The sequence below is a fragment of the Allomuricauda sp. CP2A genome (genome assembly GCF_001683915.1).
Taxonomy (GTDB): Bacteria; Bacteroidota; Bacteroidia; order Flavobacteriales; family Flavobacteriaceae; genus Flagellimonas.
Genome location: NZ_LXTT01000142.1, coordinates 1 through 18,216, shown reverse-complemented (window position 1 = coordinate 18,216; position 18,216 = coordinate 1). Strand labels below are relative to the sequence as shown.

16 protein-coding genes are annotated in these 18,216 nt (G+C 43.3%); 14 read left to right on the top strand and 2 right to left on the bottom strand.

Annotation, left to right across the window (positions count from 1 at the left end):
• The first annotated feature begins 65 nt into the window (after positions 1 to 65).
• The 3 genes from A7D14_RS17045 (at position 66) to lpdA (ending at position 2,506) form a co-directional block, all read left to right on the top strand.
• Positions 66 to 518, top strand: coding sequence for an Lrp/AsnC family transcriptional regulator (locus A7D14_RS17045; protein WP_067037324.1), 453 nt, complete (start codon positions 66 to 68; stop codon positions 516 to 518).
• A 107-nt stretch (positions 519 to 625) separates the two neighbouring features.
• Complete coding sequence (locus tag A7D14_RS17040; RefSeq protein ID WP_067037322.1) at positions 626 to 1,015, top strand: hypothetical protein; 390 nt, start codon at positions 626 to 628, stop codon at positions 1,013 to 1,015.
• Positions 1,016 to 1,099: 84 nt separating this feature from the next.
• Entirely contained in the window at positions 1,100 to 2,506 is a 1,407-nt protein-coding gene (gene lpdA, locus A7D14_RS17035; RefSeq protein ID WP_067037320.1) for a dihydrolipoyl dehydrogenase, read from the top strand.
• 186 nt (positions 2,507 to 2,692) lie between these two features.
• On the opposite strand, the gene A7D14_RS17030 is transcribed toward lpdA, so the two are convergent.
• On the bottom strand, positions 2,693 to 3,892 hold the full coding sequence (locus tag A7D14_RS17030) for an acyltransferase family protein (protein WP_067037319.1): 1,200 nt from the start codon (positions 3,890 to 3,892) through the stop codon (positions 2,693 to 2,695).
• 129 nt (positions 3,893 to 4,021) lie between these two features.
• Here A7D14_RS17030 and A7D14_RS17025 point away from each other — a divergent pair, with 129 nt between their 5' ends.
• The 7 genes from A7D14_RS17025 (at position 4,022) to A7D14_RS16995 (ending at position 13,873) form a co-directional block, all read left to right on the top strand.
• The gene (locus A7D14_RS17025; RefSeq protein ID WP_067037317.1) at positions 4,022 to 4,555 is read left to right on the top strand and encodes an NADPH-dependent FMN reductase; all 534 of its coding nucleotides are present in this window, start codon (positions 4,022 to 4,024) and stop codon (positions 4,553 to 4,555) included.
• A gap of 64 nt (positions 4,556 to 4,619) precedes the next feature.
• Complete coding sequence (locus tag A7D14_RS17020; protein WP_255307484.1) at positions 4,620 to 5,861, top strand: anthranilate synthase component I family protein; 1,242 nt, start codon at positions 4,620 to 4,622, stop codon at positions 5,859 to 5,861.
• 19 nt (positions 5,862 to 5,880) lie between these two features.
• A complete protein-coding gene (gene tilS, locus A7D14_RS17015) occupies positions 5,881 to 7,188 on the top strand; it encodes a tRNA lysidine(34) synthetase TilS (protein WP_067037313.1) in 1,308 nt (435 codons plus the stop codon).
• Positions 7,185 to 9,164, top strand: a complete 1,980-nt coding sequence (locus tag A7D14_RS17010) for a protein-disulfide reductase DsbD family protein (RefSeq protein WP_067037310.1) — start codon at positions 7,185 to 7,187, stop codon at positions 9,162 to 9,164. Before tilS ends, A7D14_RS17010 begins: the two co-directional genes overlap by 4 nt.
• Positions 9,165 to 9,244: 80 nt before the next feature.
• Positions 9,245 to 11,644: a penicillin acylase family protein gene (locus A7D14_RS17005; protein WP_067037308.1), complete on the top strand. Its 2,400-nt coding sequence runs from the start codon at positions 9,245 to 9,247 to the stop codon at positions 11,642 to 11,644.
• A 117-nt stretch (positions 11,645 to 11,761) separates the two neighbouring features.
• Positions 11,762 to 13,297, top strand: coding sequence for a YifB family Mg chelatase-like AAA ATPase (locus tag A7D14_RS17000; protein ID WP_067037305.1), 1,536 nt, complete (start codon positions 11,762 to 11,764; stop codon positions 13,295 to 13,297).
• A 165-nt stretch (positions 13,298 to 13,462) separates the two neighbouring features.
• Positions 13,463 to 13,873: a hypothetical protein gene (locus A7D14_RS16995; RefSeq protein WP_067037303.1), complete on the top strand. Its 411-nt coding sequence runs from the start codon at positions 13,463 to 13,465 to the stop codon at positions 13,871 to 13,873.
• On the opposite strand, the gene A7D14_RS16990 is transcribed toward A7D14_RS16995, so the two are convergent.
• Positions 13,870 to 14,313: a hypothetical protein gene (locus A7D14_RS16990; protein ID WP_067037301.1), complete on the bottom strand. Its 444-nt coding sequence runs from the start codon at positions 14,311 to 14,313 to the stop codon at positions 13,870 to 13,872. The two genes, A7D14_RS16995 and A7D14_RS16990, sit on opposite strands and share 4 nt — an antisense overlap.
• 181 nt (positions 14,314 to 14,494) lie before the next feature.
• Between A7D14_RS16990 and A7D14_RS16985 the strand changes: the two genes are divergently transcribed.
• Genes A7D14_RS16985 through A7D14_RS16970 form a run of 4 tightly spaced genes read left to right on the top strand, consistent with a single transcriptional unit; the run spans position 14,495 to position 17,997 of the window.
• The gene (locus tag A7D14_RS16985; protein ID WP_067037298.1) at positions 14,495 to 15,691 is read left to right on the top strand and encodes an Nramp family divalent metal transporter; all 1,197 of its coding nucleotides are present in this window, start codon (positions 14,495 to 14,497) and stop codon (positions 15,689 to 15,691) included.
• On the top strand, positions 15,691 to 16,434 hold the full coding sequence (gene pxpA / locus A7D14_RS16980) for a 5-oxoprolinase subunit PxpA (protein ID WP_067037297.1): 744 nt from the start codon (positions 15,691 to 15,693) through the stop codon (positions 16,432 to 16,434). Before A7D14_RS16985 ends, pxpA begins: the two co-directional genes overlap by 1 nt.
• Positions 16,431 to 17,165 (top strand): 5-oxoprolinase subunit PxpB, encoded by a 735-nt coding sequence (pxpB, locus tag A7D14_RS16975; protein ID WP_067037295.1) that lies wholly within the window; start codon positions 16,431 to 16,433, stop codon positions 17,163 to 17,165. The genes pxpA and pxpB overlap by 4 nt, the downstream gene beginning before the upstream one ends.
• Positions 17,158 to 17,997 carry a biotin-dependent carboxyltransferase family protein gene (locus A7D14_RS16970; protein WP_067037293.1) on the top strand — a complete coding sequence of 280 codons (840 nt, stop codon included), beginning with the start codon at positions 17,158 to 17,160 and terminating at the stop codon, positions 17,995 to 17,997. The genes pxpB and A7D14_RS16970 overlap by 8 nt, the downstream gene beginning before the upstream one ends.
• Positions 17,998 to 18,216: the final 219 nt, after the last annotated feature.

Sequence of the window (18,216 nt, the reverse complement as noted above, 5' to 3'; positions counted from 1 at the left end):
ATATATAAATATAGAATTTAATTCAATTTTTATTGTTTCCTGTCTAACAAAATAGAAAATTCGTCATGGATGCCTTGGACAAACAACTGATACAACTATTGCAGAAGGACTGCAAAAAGACCACAAAATACTATGCGGACCAATTGCAATTGTCGAAAACTGCTGTATATGAACGCATTAGAAGATTGGAGCGCACGGGAATCATCACCGATTACGTGGCCTTGGTGGACAAGGAAAAGGTACAGCGCGATTTTTCAGTTCTCTGTCAAATTCGATTGGTGCAACACACCAAGGAAAATGTCTTGAAATTTGAACGGGAGGTACTGAAGCTGGAAGAGGTGTCAGAATGCTTTCATGTGGGTGGCGACTACGATTACATCCTAAAGATTAATGTGAAGGATATGAAAAGCTACAGGGAATTTATGGTGACCAAACTTACGGCCATCAGCAATATTGGGAACACTCAAAGTTCCTTTGTGATCAGTGAAGTCAAGAACCGCCCCTCTGTCCATATTTAGCAAAATTTAACCTAAAGCTGTGTTAAAATGATGTTTCGCCAAGCCAGAGATGGCTAATTTGTTAGTGTTAAGTAACAAACAATCATCAAAAAACGTCATTTTACGTCATGAAACTGCGTACACGTATTTTTCTTACCGCATTGGCAACGGTAATTGGAGGACTTTGCTTGCAACTGTACGCCACGCTTTCCAAAGATGTCCTGTTCAATGGAATAGAATTCTGCACTTCTTCAAATTTTGACTTGGTCTTGGGTACCGTGGCTATGCTTATTTCCGCCGTTTTTTCTGGGTTTATTGCCTCTTTGATTGTTGTACGGGACAACAATTGGCCACATTTTCTGATTTCACTCTTTGTTATCGGTAAGTTATCGGTGGTAGCACTTTGTGCGCAATGGGGTGGCCCCTTATGGTTTGAGGCAGGGCTGCACCTTTCGCTGTTGGCCGGACTTTGGTTGGGGTGGTACGGAGCCAATAAGTTTCCATTGGCACCAATTTAGTGGCACTTTCCCGAAAAACATTCGTATTTTTACTGCCGTTTTCAGACAAAACAGTAAAAAAATTATCCTTACAAACCATACAACATGAATCAATACGATGTGGCCGTTATCGGCTCCGGACCTGGAGGCTATGTAGCGGCAATTCGGTGTGCCCAATTGGGAATGAAGACTGCAATAATTGAAAAATATGCCACTTTGGGAGGAACTTGCCTTAACGTGGGCTGTATTCCTTCTAAAGCGTTGCTGGACTCTTCACACCATTATGAAGACGCCATAAAGCATTTCGAGGAACATGGAATAGATATTCCCGGAGAGGTAAAAGTAAATTTGAAGCAGATGATCGCCCGCAAGCAAGATGTGGTGGACCAAAATACCAAGGGCATCGAGTTTTTGATGAACAAGAACAAAATCGATGTACACCACGGATTGGGAAGCTTTAAGGATGCCACACACATCAACATTGAGAAGGAAGATGGCAAAACGGAGACCATCGAAGCGAAAAATATCATCATCGCCACTGGATCCAAACCGTCCACCTTACCCTTTATCAAACTGGACAAAGAGCGCATCATAACTTCAACAGAAGCTCTAAAGCTCAAGGAGGTGCCCAAGCACATGATTGTTATTGGAGGCGGTGTCATTGGCCTGGAATTAGGTCAGGTCTACAAGCGTCTGGGAGCAGAAGTTACCGTGGTGGAGTTTATGGACCGCATTATTCCAGGAATGGACGGTGCACTTTCCAAAGAGTTGATGAAGGTGTTGAAGAAACAAAAAATGAAGTTCAACCTATCCCATAAAGTAAAATCGGTTGAGCGAAAAGGTGATGAGGTCATTGTAAAGGCCGACGACAAGAAAGGTGAAGAAGTGACCTTCACTGGAGACTATTGTTTAGTTTCCGTGGGAAGAAGACCCTATACGGATGGATTGAATGCCGAAGCCGCCGGAATTAAGTTGGATGACAGGGGCAGGGTAGCGGTGAACGACCACCTACAAACCAATGTTTCCAACATTTATGCCATTGGCGATGTGGTCAAAGGCGCCATGTTGGCCCATAAGGCCGAAGAAGAAGGAACCATGGTCGCTGAAATCTTGGCCGGTCAAAAACCTCATATCGACTACAACCTTATTCCCGGCGTTGTGTATACCTGGCCCGAAGTTGCCGCTGTTGGAAAAACGGAGGAAGAGCTTAAGGAAGCTGGGGTTGAATACAAAGTAGGTCAATTTTCCATGCGAGCTTTGGGTAGAGCTAGAGCCAGTATGGACTTGGATGGCTTTGTGAAAATCTTGGCTGATAAAAAGACCGATGAAGTCCTTGGCGTACACATGATCGGGGCGCGTTGTGCCGATTTGATTGCCGAAGGGGTAACTGCTATGGAGTTCAGGGCTTCCGCTGAGGATATTGCCCGAATGAGCCATGCCCATCCCACCTATGCCGAGGCGGTGAAAGAAGCCGCGTTGGCAGCTACCGCAGAAAGGGCTATTCATGCATAAATACAGATAAACTAGAAAGAATTGGTTTATAAATGAAGAGGGTGTCTAAAAAGTATTGAAACACGTCATTCTGAATTTATTTCAGAATCTCATTATACTGATAAACAAATCATTATGAGAACCTGAAACAAGTTCAGGTTGACGAAAATTGACTTTTTAGACAGCCTCTTTTTTGTGGATGAATTTTTAGCTTCGAACCGTTCTAAAAACCCTTCTGAGCACTAACCTTAATCGAGAGATAAGCTCTCTAAGGACAGGAATTGATGCGTCCTTGAAGTCAATCAATTGGAATTTGGCCACAGTAAACACTTGGGAAATCTGGGACTTAATTTCAGATTCACGCTTATGGTATGTCAAGGCCAAATACGAACAGGCCACCATAAACAACAAAGCGCCCGGTATGGCCACACTAGGTGTTAGTGAGTTATTGAAAAAACGATAGAGCCCCAACCCGGTAAAACTTCCATATAGAATAATGAAATGGATTACATAAATGGAAAGCGTGCTGGCCCCTAGTTGCAGAACCGTTTTGTTGGTCATGAATTTCCGCAGCAGCATAAAAACAGCAAAGACGATGAAAACGTTGCCAAGCCTAATGAAAAGATAGTTGTTATCCTGAATTAAATAGAAGAGTTCCACTCCCGTCCAATCATAAAGAAAAATAAAAACGGGGGAGGATATGTAAATCAATATAAAGCCGGCCAACAAGGCAATGGAAATGGCGACAGGGTACAAGTGCTTAAAATCTTTAAATCGAGTGAACATCACTGAAACAAAAGCCCCGAATGTAGCATAGCCCAACCAGGGAATTATAGTGAAGACAGACCCGTTGGCCTTGGTTAGGTAGTTGGCAATTGCGTTGGGCAAAAATGAAAACGACCATTGTTTGTACAGCGGCTCAAACAAGAAAAGCACAACGGTAATTCCAACAAGCAGTAAGGGGAAAAGATACTTTTTTAGGTTGATGGTCAACAAATACACACCGACCAAGGCCAAAATGGAAAGCCCAATGCAGTGAAGCACATCCACCAAATAAAAGGAGCTATAGATTTCTCCTTTGATGAAAAGTCCCCAAAAGTTTGAGCGCAATAAATACCCGATCAACAACAATTGTAGGCCACGACGAATACCTTTGTTCACCCTTGGATTATCAAATCCTTTTTGGGGTACACGAATCAGCAGATATGTAAAAATAAATCCGGAAACGGTGAAGAAGACCGGTGCGGTAATTCCTCTAAAATAGTACCAAACATTGAAGACAGGATTTTCAGGATCCCTAAAAACAGGGTCCAAAAGCCCATCAATGAAGTGCCCTTGGAGCATCATCAAGATGGCCCATGCCCGCATGGCATCAATAAAGAACAGTCTGTTGGTTTTTGGCTTCATGTAATAATCAGTACCCTATATACCTGCTTAACAGTGTGTTTGGATGCTTTCAGGGCCAAAATTATACAAAATACTCGCATCTAAGCATCAATTAAGGTATTTTAGCGAAACAATTAAACTTTTTTCTATATGGCTGCAATTTTGGCATTTGCCGGAAGCAATTCTTCAACTTCTATTAATTACAGACTCGTACAATACACAACTTCTTTGCTGGAAAACCATGATTTTCAGCTCCTGAATATGACGCGGTACCCTTTCCCCATGTACAGTGAGGATGATGAAAAGCAAAAAGGATATTCCAATTCCTTGGTGGAACTAAAAGATGATATCCAAAAAGCTGATGGGCTTGTTCTGTCCGTGAATGAGCACAATGGCAATCCATCCGCATATTTTAAAAATCTGTTGGATTGGCTTTCTCGTTTGGACCGAAAGTTTTTGGAGGGAACAAAAGTGTTTCTCATGTCCACCTCCGGTGGAAAACGCGGGGCAAAAGGTGCTTTTGAAGTGACCCAGAACCTCTTGCCACGATTTGGCGGCGAGATCGTCGCAACATTTTCCCTGCCTTCATTCCATGATAATTTTGCAGCGGAAGACATTAAAAATGATGCACTCAAAGAAGAGCATGCATCTGCCTTGGCCACTTTTTTGGACACACTAAAGTAAGCACCACTTGCGACAACATCGCTCTTTTACAATCTCAAATCCGTTTGCTTATAAAAGAGCACTCTTGGAATGGTCAAGGACATTTCAGAAAGTTTTGTGGTTGGATGGCAATGAGCATATCTCCAAATACAGCTCATTTGATTTTTTGATGGCCGTCGGAGAACAGACCGGTAAGTCAGTGTCTTTTGATTCATTGAATCAACTGAAAAACTTTGTTGGAAAAAACCAGGATTGGCTGTTCGGTTTCTTTTCCTATGACTTAAAAAACGAGCTGGAAGATTTGACTTCCCAAAATTTGGATGGATTGGACTTTCCCGTGCTCCATTTTTTTCAGCCCGCCAAGATTATTAAGTGTAACGGAGAAAAACTCCATTTCTTGTATTTGGATGATTGTGCCGATGACATTGATGGCGATCATACCCAGATCAGTACGATGATGGATTTGGAAGAAAACAATGAGGTCCATAACCCCATTAAAATCAAAATGCGGATTCACAAGGATGCCTATTTTGAAAAGACCAACAAACTTCTGGAGCATATTCACAGGGGGGATGTTTACGAGGCCAATTTCTGTCAGGAATTCTATGCCGAGGACGTGTCCATAGACCCATGGGAAACCTATAAGCGCTTGAATGCCATTTCAGAGCCACCCTTTGCCGCCTTTATGCGGTTAAATGACAAGTATTTGATGTGCGCCTCTCCAGAAAGATACCTGAGAAAGGAAGGAACAACCCTAATCTCACAGCCCATTAAGGGCACGGCCCGGAGGGATGAAAATGAAACCGAAGACCATTTTCTGAAAGAACAACTTGCCCAAGATGAAAAGGAGCGGGCCGAAAACATCATGATCACGGATTTGGTACGGAACGACCTTTCCAAAAGTGCACTGAAGGGTAGTGTTCGGGTTGAGGAACTCTGCGAAGTTTATACCTACAAGCAGGTACACCAACTAATTTCCACAGTGCTGGCCCAAATCCCAACAGCTAAAAACCCGGTGGAGCTTATTGAAGAAACGTTTCCCATGGGCAGTATGACCGGAGCTCCCAAGATTTCGGCCATGAAAATCATCGAAGAATTGGAGGAGACCAAACGAGGGCTCTACAGTGGGGCCTTGGGCTATTTTGACCCAAAGGGCAATTTCGATTTTAATGTAGTGATACGCAGTATTCTCTACAATGCAAACAAAAACTATGTTTCTTTTTCGGTGGGGAGTGCCATCACGGCCAAATCGGATCCTGAGCGGGAATACCAGGAATGTTTGTTGAAGGCCAAAGCCATGCGCAGTGTTTTGGAAACAGGCGGATGATTATTCGTAATTTTGTAGGATGCTGCCACAGTTCAAAGCACATTTAAAAACCAACTTACCTTTTCTGGAGAAAAGCAGATTGCTGGTGGCCTGTAGTGGGGGAGTGGACAGTGTGGTTTTGGCCCATCTTTCTGTCCAAACTGGATTGGATGTTACTTTGGCCCATTGTAATTTTCATTTACGGGGTTCGGAAAGTGATGGTGATGAAAGTTTTGTGCGGAATTTGGCCAAGGAGTTGGGTGTTAAGGTGAAAGTAAAATCGTTCAACACCAAGAAATTTGCAGACCAAAATCGAGGTTCCATCCAAATGGCGGCTCGGGAACTACGTTATGAATGGTTTGATGAATTATTGGGAACCAAAGGTTTTGAGTATCTGCTCACGGCCCATCATGCCGATGATAGTTTGGAGACCTTTCTCATTAATTTATCCCGAGGGACGGGTATTGATGGCCTTTCAGGGATTCCGGTTCAAAATGGGAAAGTGGTTCGGCCTTTGCTTGATTTTTCCCAAAAAAACATTTTGGACTATGCAAAGCGGGAAAAATTGCAATGGCGGGAAGACAGCAGCAACTCGGACAAAAAATACCTTCGGAACAAAATCCGGTTGGAGATTGTTCCCAAATTAAAGGAGTTGCACCCAAGCTTTCCGGAAAATTTCAAAAAAACCCAGCATCATTTGCAGGACACAAACATTTTGGTGCGGAACCACCTCCATGAGATCAAATCCATTTTGTTTGCAGATGACGGGGATGTCATTAGAGTTGCCATTGAACCTTTAAAAAAATTGCACCCCATTGAAGCCTATCTATATGGACTTTTCAAGGAATATGGCTTTACTGAATGGGATGATGTCAAAGGATTGTTGGGTGCCATGAGTGGTAAGGAAGTAAGGTCCAAGACCCATAGATTGTTAAAGGACAGGGAATATCTACTGCTTTCCGAAATCAAAAGCAGCGGTGATCACACATATCCTGTCCATAACAAGAAGACCATGTTGAAGTCCCCCATCAAACTACAAATGGAAAAGGTTGAAGCCGTTGAAAAGCCAGGCCCCAACACCATTTATTTAGATAAGGAAAAGTTAAACTTTCCTTTAGTGTTAAGGAATTGGCAAAAAGGCGACTATTTTTATCCCTACGGGATGAAAGGCGGAAAAAAACTGTCCAAGTTTTTCAAAGATGAAAAGATAGACGTATTTTCCAAGGAGAAACAATGGCTGCTTTGCTCCAACGACAAAATTGTTTGGGTAGTGGGCCGAAGAGCGGATAAACGTTTTAAGGTTGATAAATCAACCCAAACTATTATAAAGATTACATTTGTTGCATGAGATTTCTAGTCCCCCTTTTAGGATTCTTGGTAATCCCTTTTTATATCTATTCCCAAACCGAAGCCAATCCTGCGGTATGGAGCCACGAGGTCAACAAAATTTCCGATACCGAATATGAGCTGATCTTTAAGGGGAAGATCATGGATGGCTGGCACGTATACTCCCAGTATACGGCGGAGGGAGGTTCCCTTCCCAGCGAGTTCACCTTTGAAAAAGCAGGGGAAGACTACGAACTCATTGGAAAAACTGAAGAGAGCGAAACCATAAAGGAGTACAGTGATATTTTTGAGGTGGAGGAGACTTTTTTTAAAAAAGAGGCCATCTTTACCCAGAAAATCAAGCTGCTAAACCCTGATGTACGGCAGGTTTCCGTGAACCTGTTTTATCAGATTTGTAAGGAAGTCTGTATTCCCAAAGATTACCTTTTTCAAATTTCCTTGGATGGAAATGCCTTTGTGGAAACCCAAAAACAACTCGATGAAAAAAGTGTGGCCATTGGCGAATCCCTGCGTTTGGATTTAAAGAACAAAAATCTCTTGAACCAAGGGGGATTAACCGATTCCGAAGGAAAATCAAACCTATGGATGATATTTGGACTCGGTTTCTTGGGCGGACTTATTGCGTTGCTGACGCCTTGTGTGTTTCCCATGATTCCGTTGACCGTATCTTTTTTCACCAAACAGACCCAGCAGAAATCCAAAGGGATTGCCAATGCGGTGCTGTACGGGTTTTTTATTGTATTGATTTATTTCTTGTTGAGTTTGCCGTTCCATTTGTTCAATTCGGTGGACTCGCAGATTCTGAACACCATTGCCACCAATATCTGGCTCAACGTGTTTTTCTTTGTCATTTTTGTGGTCTTTGCCTTTTCCTTTTTCGGGTATTTTGAGCTGACCCTGCCCAGTTCGTGGGCCAATAAAATGGATTCCGCATCCTCAAAAGTAGGAGGCGGCTTGGGCATCTTTTTTATGGCCTTGACCCTGGCCATTGTCTCTTTTTCCTGCACAGGGCCCATTTTGGGAGGACTTTTGGGAAGTACAACCTTGGCCGAAGGGAATGTGGCCACCAACTTGACCATGGGGATGGTGGGCTTTGGACTGGCTCTGGCTTTGCCATTTGCCATGTTTGCCCTGTTTCCGACATGGTTGAATTCCTTGCCCAAATCGGGCGGATGGATGACCACCGTAAAAGTAGTGTTGGGCTTCTTGGAACTCGCTCTTGCCTTCAAGTTCCTTTCCAATGCTGATTTGGTGGGAAATTGGGGCATATTCAAGCGGGAAATATTCTTGGGGATTTGGATCGTACTCTTTGTTTTGATGACCTTGTATCTGTTCGGCATTTTCAGATTTCCACATGACGGCCCAAAAAAGAAACTTTCATCAACCCGAAAACTTTTTGGGGTTTTGAGTCTGGCATTTTCAGCATACTTGATTCTAGGGGTGTTGAATGTGACCCCATTGAAACTGTTGAGCGGATTTCCTCCACCGGATTTTTACAGTGTTGTCCAGAAAGAAAGTGATTGCCCTCTTGGATTGGATTGCTTCAAGGATTTTGGGGAAGGTGTCGCCTATGCCAAAGAAGTCAACAAACCTATTTTGCTCGATTTTACGGGATGGGCCTGCGTCAACTGTAGAAAAATGGAGGAAAATGTGTGGAGCCATTCCAGTATTTATCCCATATTGAAAGATGAGTATGTGCTCATTTCGTTGTATGTGGATGACCGCAAGGAACTCCCAGAAACTGAAAAATTTGATTTTAAGTTCGATTCCGGTAGGATAAAATCCATTGAGACCATCGGTCAGAAATGGGGCACTTTCCAAACAGTGAATTTTAATGCCGCTTCGCAACCCTACTACGTGCTTCTCTCACCAAACCTGGAAATCTTGAATGATGCCGTTCAATATGTTGATGTGGAAACCTATGAGGAATGGCTTAAGTCTGGTTTGGAGAACCATCAACTTTCCATGAATAAATGAGTTGGTTTTTCAACGTGTTTTTTTCCTTCGATTTGTGAAAATAGTTTACCTTAGGGACCAATTGACTTACCTCAAAACTTGTGAAAAAACTTAAAAAAGTACTTTTGGTGCTGGCAGGTCTTGTGCTGCTTATGGTTATAGGCGTTTTTGTTTTTTTCAATACCCTAAAGCCCGATTATTCAGGAAACAAGACCTTGGCTGGGCTACAAAGTGAGGTCAAAGTGTATTTTGACCCTTACGGAATTCCACATATTTACGCTGAATCTGAAATAGATGCCTTGAAGGCATTGGGCTATGTGCATGCCCAAGACCGATTGTGGCAGATGGAGTTATTGCGCAGGGTGGCCAAAGGACAGCTTTCCGAAGTCTTCGGACAGGATTTGGTTAAAACCGACAAGTTCTTTCTTTCCTTGGGCATTGATGACCATACCGCCAAAACGGTTGCCAATTTGGATGTGCAAAGCGATATGGCCATGCTTTCCCAAGCGTATTTGGACGGAATCAACCAATTCATTGAAAAAGGACCTACCCCAATCGAGTTTTACCTTACCGGATTGGAAAAGGAACCATTTACCCTAGAGGATGTGTACAATGCCGTGGGTTATATGGCCTTCAGTTTTGCCATGGCACACAAAACCGACCCTTTGTTGACCAGTATGCGGGATAAGTTGGGAGAGGAATATATGAACGACCTGGCCATAAATTCGGATACCTCCACCGTTTGGATTAAAAATTATGAAAAACAAAAAGTCGATTCCTTGGCGGCAAACATAGCCACTAATGTAACCGCAGCCCTGGACAAATTGCCCATACCCCAATTCATAGGGAGCAATAGTTGGGTGATTGGCCCAGATAAGACCAAGAGCGGAAAGGTGATTTTGGCCAACGATCCCCATATTGGTTTTGCGCAACCTTCGGTTTGGTATGAGGCCCATGTGAGTACCCCAACCTATGAAAAATACGGGTATCATTTGGCAGGGGTTCCATTTCCGTTGTTGGGCCACGATAGAAATCTGGCTTATGGGCTTACGATGTTCGAGAATGACGATGTCGATTTCTATTTTGAGGAAGTCAATCCTTCGGATAGTACACAATACAAAACCGCTGAGGGCTGGAAGAATTTCGAATATGTGACCAAGACCATCAAGGTAAAAGATGGGGAGGATGTTGAATTCACCTATTCCAAAACCCAGCACGGCCCAGTATTGAACCACATAGCAGACCAGATTTCTGGAGAACGTCCCGTGGCCATGTCTTGGATCTATACCAAGGAAAAAAATGAGGTCATGGATGGACTTCATGGACTCTGTCATGCCACCAATATTGATGGATTTAAAAGTGCCCTGCCCAAGATTCATGCGCCTGGTCTAAATGTCATGTATGGTGATGCGGAAGGAAATGTAGCTTGGTGGGCCACGGCCAAATTGTACCAAATGCCGGACAGTTTATCCACCAAATTCATTTTGGATGGTGCTTCGGGAAAAGAAGAGCCGCTACGTTTTCTGGATTTTTCCGAAAACCCCAGTGCCATAAATCCACCATGGAACTACGTGTATTCCGCCAATAACCAACCCGATTCCATTGCGGGCATGCTCTATCCCGGATATTATTTACCGGAGAACAGGGCCAAACGTATTGTTCAGTTATTGGAAGCGAAGAACGATTGGGACAAGGAGTCGGCCTCAGAGATGATATTGGATGTAACTTCTTCCGTTAATCCTTTATTGATTACTGAACTCATCAAGCTTTTTGATGTAACCCAACTGTCCAATGAGCAATTGGTGCAGGTGGATTCACTGGAAAATTGGGATGGACATTATTCACTGAAAAGCACTAATCCAACCTTGTACCATCGGTGTGAATATTTTGTGGCCAAAAACGCCATGGAGGATGAACTGGGTACCGAAATGTTCAATCAGTTTTTGGCCACCCATCTCTTCAAAAGGCAAATTGCATGGGGCGCCAAAATGGAGCACGGAAAGTGGTGGGACAATACCCATACTGAAGATAAAGTGGAAACAAGACAGGATATTGTTTTGAAATCTTTTGATGATGCATGGAAATCCTTGGTGGAAGATTTTGGCCCCGACCCAAACCAGTGGACTTGGGACAAGGTGCATACGCTGGAACATGAGCATCCCATTGGCCAAGTAGAATCCTTGCGAAAGTATTTTAACGTGGGACCATTTCCTGTAAGTGGAACCCGGGAGGTCATCAACAATATGGCTTTTCCGTATGACAGTACAGGATATTACAAAGTAAATTCGGGCCCATCCACGCGTCGCATCATCGATTTTTCAGACATAGAGAACAGTATTAGCATATTGCCAACGGGGCAATCGGGCAATCCTTTCAGCAAGCATTACAAAGATCAAGCGGAACTTTATGTCCAAGGAAAATTCCGAAAAATGATGATGAACAAGGATGAGATCCAAGAAAATGCTGAATCTGTGTTGACCTTTCAACCAAACAATAAATAAGGTATATTGCTCCTAAATGGGCTTCCATAAATGGAAACCCGGTATCCGTCAAAAGAGCACCGGTTGTTGAATGAGATCGTTTATTTTTCGTGCTCGTTTAACAAGAAAAGACGCTAAATGCTCATAAAAGTTTATGGAAGTGCCGTTTTTGGCATTGATGCCACCACTGTGGTGGTCGAGGTAAATGTGGATAAGGGAGTTGGTTATCATTTGGTAGGTCTCCCAGATAATGCAATCAAGGAGAGCAACTTTCGCATTGCAGCCGCACTTCAAAATATTGGATACAAAATTCCCGGCAAAAAGATTACCATCAACATGGCCCCGGCAGATTTGCGCAAGGAAGGCTCCGCATACGACCTCACCTTGGCATTGGGCATATTGGCCGCATCCAATCAAATTAATTCCGATGAGATTGAAGATTATTTGATCATGGGCGAATTGTCGCTCGATGGAAGCCTTCAACCTATAAAAGGCGCCCTACCTATCGCTATAAAAGCTAAGGAAGAGGGGTTTAAGGGATTCATTCTTCCCAAGGAGAATGCCCAAGAAGCCGCAGTAGTGGAGGATTTTAAAGTATATGGAGTGGAAAACATCAAAGAGGTCATCGACTTTTTTGATTCAGGAAAACCTTTGGTTGAAACCCAAGTGGATACCCAAGAGGAGTTCAACGGGCATTCGGGCCATCCAGAGTTTGACTTTTCTGATGTCAGGGGGCAAGAAAGTATAAAACGTTGTATGGAAATAGCGGCGGCAGGCGGGCACAATATAATTTTAATTGGCCCTCCCGGCGCAGGAAAAACGATGTTGGCCAAGCGTTTGCCCTCCATTTTGCCACCTATGACCCTGCACGAGGCTTTGGAAACCACAAAAATCCACAGTGTGGTGGGCAAGGTCAAAAATAAGGGGTTGATGAGCCAACGGCCTTTTCGGAATCCTCACCATACCATTAGTGCGGCGGCTTTGGTGGGTGGGGGGAGTTACCCGCAGCCGGGAGAAATTTCCCTGTCACATAATGGGGTGTTGTTCTTGGATGAGCTTCCTGAGTTTGAACGTCGGGTTCTGGAAGTAATGCGACAACCCATGGAAGATCGGGAAGTCACCATTGCAAGAGCCCAATACACGGTAACGTATCCGAGCAGTTTTATGTTGGTGGCCAGCATGAACCCCAGTCCCAGTGGCTACTTTAACGACCCTGATGCTCCGTTGACCTCTTCACCAGCAGAAATGCAACGGTATTTGGGCAAGATTTCTGGTCCGCTGCTGGATAGGATTGACATTCATATTGAGGTGACGCCAGTTCCTTTTGAAAAATTATCAGATGAACGAAAAGGGGAAGACAGTGCCCTAATTCGGCAGCGGGTGATATCCGCCCGGAAAATTCAGGCAGATCGTTTCATGGAGTTGGAGGGTCTCCATTACAACGCACAAATGGGCACCAAATTGATACGCAAGTTTTGTCCGTTGGATGAAGACTCTAAGACGTTGCTTAAGAATGCCATGCAACGATTGAATCTTTCCGCTAGGGCCTATGACCGCATCTTAAAAGTCTCCAGAACCATTGCAGATTTGGAAAATGTTGCGGAGATCAGTACCAGCCATATTTCGGAGGCCATCCAATATCGTAGTTTGGACCGTGAGGGGTGGTTGGGGTGATTCCATTATGGATAAAATGTGAACTCCTCGGTTTTTTTGAATAAAAAATGGAAATCGATTGCATAAAAAGACAAGAAGTGCAAAAAAATCGTTAAACATTACAAATCAATGTATTAATGTTGTAATATCTGATACTTTTGCCCCCGTTTTTATAATTTTTACGAAATGCAATGTGTTGAATTGAATCCTGCGGGGAATTTTGATCCGTGGGAGCAGGAGATGATTGATGAGTTGCTGCATCATGAAATTACGCAATCGTTGAGTGATCGATTGGTTTTTGAAAATGAAAGTGTCAAACTTTGGGAATTATGCTTGATTCCAGGTGAGCGCATCCCTTTTAGAAAGCACAACACCAACTACGGTTGGGTCTGTACCACCGGTGGCTTGCTGCTTACCCGCTACGGCAATGGGAAAATAGATATGATCAAACTGGATTCCGGGGATACCGAATACTTTGAGAACAGGGGAAAAAACTATGTCAACGATCTTGAAAACATAGGGGAAGACGCTGTTATCATCAATATTTTGGAATACAAGGAAACCAAACTGGACAAGCGATTGCAGTTTAGTAATTAAATGGCCTTGATATTGGCCTTTAGTCCAGAGATGATGCCCAAAATGTTCTGGACCGTATCTTCTAAATAGTACTTTACGGCCAAATGGGGTATCCTCACGGTTGTAAATCCATTTTTAAAGGAGTGCATGGCATCTTCCAGGTCGCTTATGGCCTGTTCATGCGTGATCATGTTGTAGTCCTTATCAATTTCAATATTGAGTTTTACTCTTGAAATGGCAATATCCACGGATTTTTTTCCATCCCACCATTCCAACATCGGATAAGCACCGGCTTCTTTCAGTGCATAAAATAAATGGACTGCCTCAAGGGGGGTATTGTTATCTAAAATGACTTTTTTGATAAGTCGGGTATGTCTTTCGCAAAGTTGAACACCCAAAGAGTCCATGGATTCTTTATATTGCTGATGTCCAATACTTTTCTCACAATCCTTACATGTCATAAGTGTTTGTCAAGTTTAGGTCTACGTATGATTTGGGATTATTATAACTTTTGTTTTTTCAAATTCGTATAAAAATTCGATGTAAAACATTCCACTTTTAGACGAAATGCATTTTTTTGATTGAAAAGCCGTATTTATCCCAATATCCCCTTAAATTCAAACCCTAAAACCAACCAAAGATATGTTCAAAAAAATAGGTCCAGGAGTATTGGTGGCCGCGGCCTTTGTAGGTCCTGGCACCCTTACCATGTGCACCCTTGCCGGAGCACGGTTTGGGTATGCTTTAATTTGGGCCTTGTTGGTATCCGTACTGGCAACCATTGTGCTTCAGGGTATGGCGGGCCGAATTGGGGTCATTGCACAGACCGGGCTTGTGGATGTGGTGAGGGACGAACTGAAAAAGCCATGGGCCAGAAGGTTCGTGGTCATTGTTGTTCTTTCGGCCATTCTTATTGGAAATGCAGCCTACGAAGCCGGGAATATTGGCGGGGCTACTTTGGGTTTGGAACAGCTCTTTCCCAGCGCACAAATAGTGTCGTTTTATCCAGCTATCGTCGGGATTTTCATTTTTGTGTTATTGTGGTTCAGCAGCTATAAGATTTTGGAACGGGTTTTTGTTGGACTTGTCGGGATTATGGGAGTGAGCTTCCTTATCTGTGCCCTAATGACCAAACCTTCCATTTATGATATTTTAAAAGGGGCTTTTGTGCCCACCATGCCAGAAGGTGGACTTTTTACGGTCATCGCTTTGGTGGGTACCACAGTGGTGCCCTACAACCTGTTTTTACATGCATCCTTGGTGAAACAGAAATGGAAATCGAGTAGCGAACTGAAAACGGTAAAATGGGATACCATAATTTCCATCGCCTTGGGTGGATTGGTATCCATGGCCATATTGGTCACGGCGGCATCCGCACCCATAGACCATATTAACAATGCCTTGGATATGGCAAAGGGATTGGAACCGCTCTTTGGAAAAATGGCGGTGTATTTTATGGCCATCGGTTTGTTGGCCGCTGGGATCACTTCGGCAATAACGGCACCGCTGGCAGCTGCATTTGTGGCCAGTAGTTGTTTTGATTGGGGTGGAAACATGGAAGACAAAAGATTTAAGATGGTCTGGACCTTTGTGCTGTTGTGTGGTGTGTTCTTTTTGTCGTTTGACATCACCCCCATTGAAGTTATACAGTTTGCCCAAGTAGCCAATGGATTGCTATTGCCAATCATGGCTATTTTATTACTTTGGATAGTGAACAAGAAAACCGTGATGGGCGAACATGGGAATACGCTGGTTCAAAACATTCTTGGATTTGCCATTGTGGGATTTTCTATTTTCTTGGGCATTAAAAGCATTCTCAAAGTAATGGGTGTATACTGATGGCAAATTGGACCATAGATATTAATTGTGATGTGGGTGAAGGCGTGGGCAACGAAACGGAGCTATTTCCTTTGATCAGTTCATGCAATATAGCCTGTGGTGGACACGCCGGTGATGTTGACACCATGACTCACATTGTTAGATTGGCCAAGAAACATAATGTTAAAATAGGGGCGCACCCATCATATCCAGACCGAGAGAATTTTGGGAGGCAGGTCATGGATATTTCAAAGCAGGAGTTGCAACAAAGCATTGAGGAGCAGATGAAAACCCTTGAAGCTATTTTGGAGAATGAACATGCAGAATTACATCATATCAAAGCACATGGAGCATTGTACAACAAAACTGCAAAGGACAGGGATTTGGCAGAAACGTATTTAGAGGTCATCCATCCGTATAAAAACAGGGTGCTACTGTATGTGCCATTTGGTTCAGTGATTGCCGACGTGGCCCTTGACCAAGGTTTTGCTATATGGTATGAGGCCTTTGGTGACAGAAACTATAACAGTGATTTGAGTTTAGTGAACCGAAAGTTGGACAATGCCCTCATCCAAGACCCTAAAAAAGTATTGGAACATATTCTTCCCATTATTAAAGAAGGCAATGTTATGGCCGTAACGGGAGAGTTGGTCAAAATTGAGGCAAAAACCCTTTGCATACATGGTGATACCCCTTCTGCATTGAAAATATTAATGTATCTTTCCCAAGAATTATCCAAACATCAGGTGCAATTACAAAAGTGAGAAGTTACCCCATTAGCATCAAACCCTTTGGTGAACGGGCCGTCCTAGTGGAATGGCCCTGCAAGGTGGAGGTGTCCATTTTGGCAGATATTCTTGATTTTATGGATGCTTTCAAGGAATTGAAACTTCCCGGATGGGAAATGTCAGTTGCCTACAACTCCCTCACCATGGTGTGCAATGATGAGCATCTGGATTTTGATGACATGAAGAGAATCGTTCTTGACTGTCATGCAAAACAAGCAGCTTCCAAGACCAAACGGGTTCAACATTTATGGCGAATTCCCGTATGTTATGACCCTGAGTTTGGAATTGATATGGATGAAGTTTCCAAAACCTTGAATTTGTCCGTTGATGAACTCATCAAACAGCATACGTCCTATCAATATATTGTATATGGAATAGGATTTTTGCCTGGATTCATGTATTTGGGAGGACTTCCCGAGTCATTGGAAATCCCTAGACGTGCAGAACCACGCCTGCAAGTGGCCAAGGGTTCTGTTGGACTGGCAGGAAAACAGACCGGGGTGTATCCGCAAGATTCCCCAGGGGGCTGGAACATTATCGGCAATTGCCCCATACCTTTGTTCAATCCTAGCTTGGAAGACCCCTGTTTTGTGAAAGTGGGGGACAAGATACAGTTTCAAAAAATATCCAAGGCCGAGTATGATCTGCACAAGATTGAAGGCGAAGTGGGAATTTATAAACCAGAAAAAGTGTTGTTGGATGCTTAAGGTGCTAAAAGCAGGTTTTTTTGCCACCATTCAAGACTTGGGCCGTTTTGGCCACAGGGATATTGGTGTTCCCATTTCAGGAGCCATGGATGTGGAATCCGTTAAAAAAGCAAACCTTTTATTGGAAAACGACCCTTACGATGCCGTTTTGGAGATTACCATGATGGGACCAAAACTGCAATTTGAGGAACCCACAGCCATTAGTCTTTCCGGTGCACATCTTGAGGCCAAATTGAATGATAAAGCCATTGAAAACCATCAGGTGGTCCAAGTTTCCAAAGGAGACATTTTGTCTTTCGGCAAATTAAAAAATGGATTTAGGGCATATTTGGCCATAAAAGGGGGCTTTCAAACAGAAAAAGTACTTGGAAGTCGCTCCCAATACTTCCCGGTGACCAAGAAAAAGCGGATCAAGGATGGCGATGAAATCCCCTATAAGGAAACAGCTTCATACGAGCCGTTGATCTCTGAAGTAAAGATTGAGGACCATTTTCTCACCGATGAGTTGGAAGTATTCAAGGGCCCTGAATTTTCGCTTTTGTCAGACAAGCAATTAACTGAAATTTTCTCAAAAGACTTTACGGTTTCCAAGGCAAACGACCGAATGGCCTACCAGCTCACGGAACTTATCTCAGGACATACCCATTCCATGCTCACCTCAGGTACTTTGCCCGGAACGGTGCAGCTTACCCCGGCAGGACGTTTGATTATCTTGATGAAGGATGGGCAGACTACGGGGGGATATCCCAGAATATTGCAACTATCCGAAGCCGCCATTTGTGTTTTGGCCCAAAAAAAACTTGGGGATGCACTTTCCTTTAAATTGCTTTAAAGTTTTTCAATTTTAAGGTAGCACTTACGTTTATTTTTTTGTAACATTGACTTATGAAAAGAGATATCCTAGTCAACGGTGTGGTCATTATTGTTCCCAATTGGGAATGATACAGTCGCACTATTTCTGGGAAAGGGCCTGTATCAAAATCGATACAGGCCCTTTTTCTTTACGAATAAAAATAAATGGATGTTGGATTTTGAATTAACCTAAGTATCT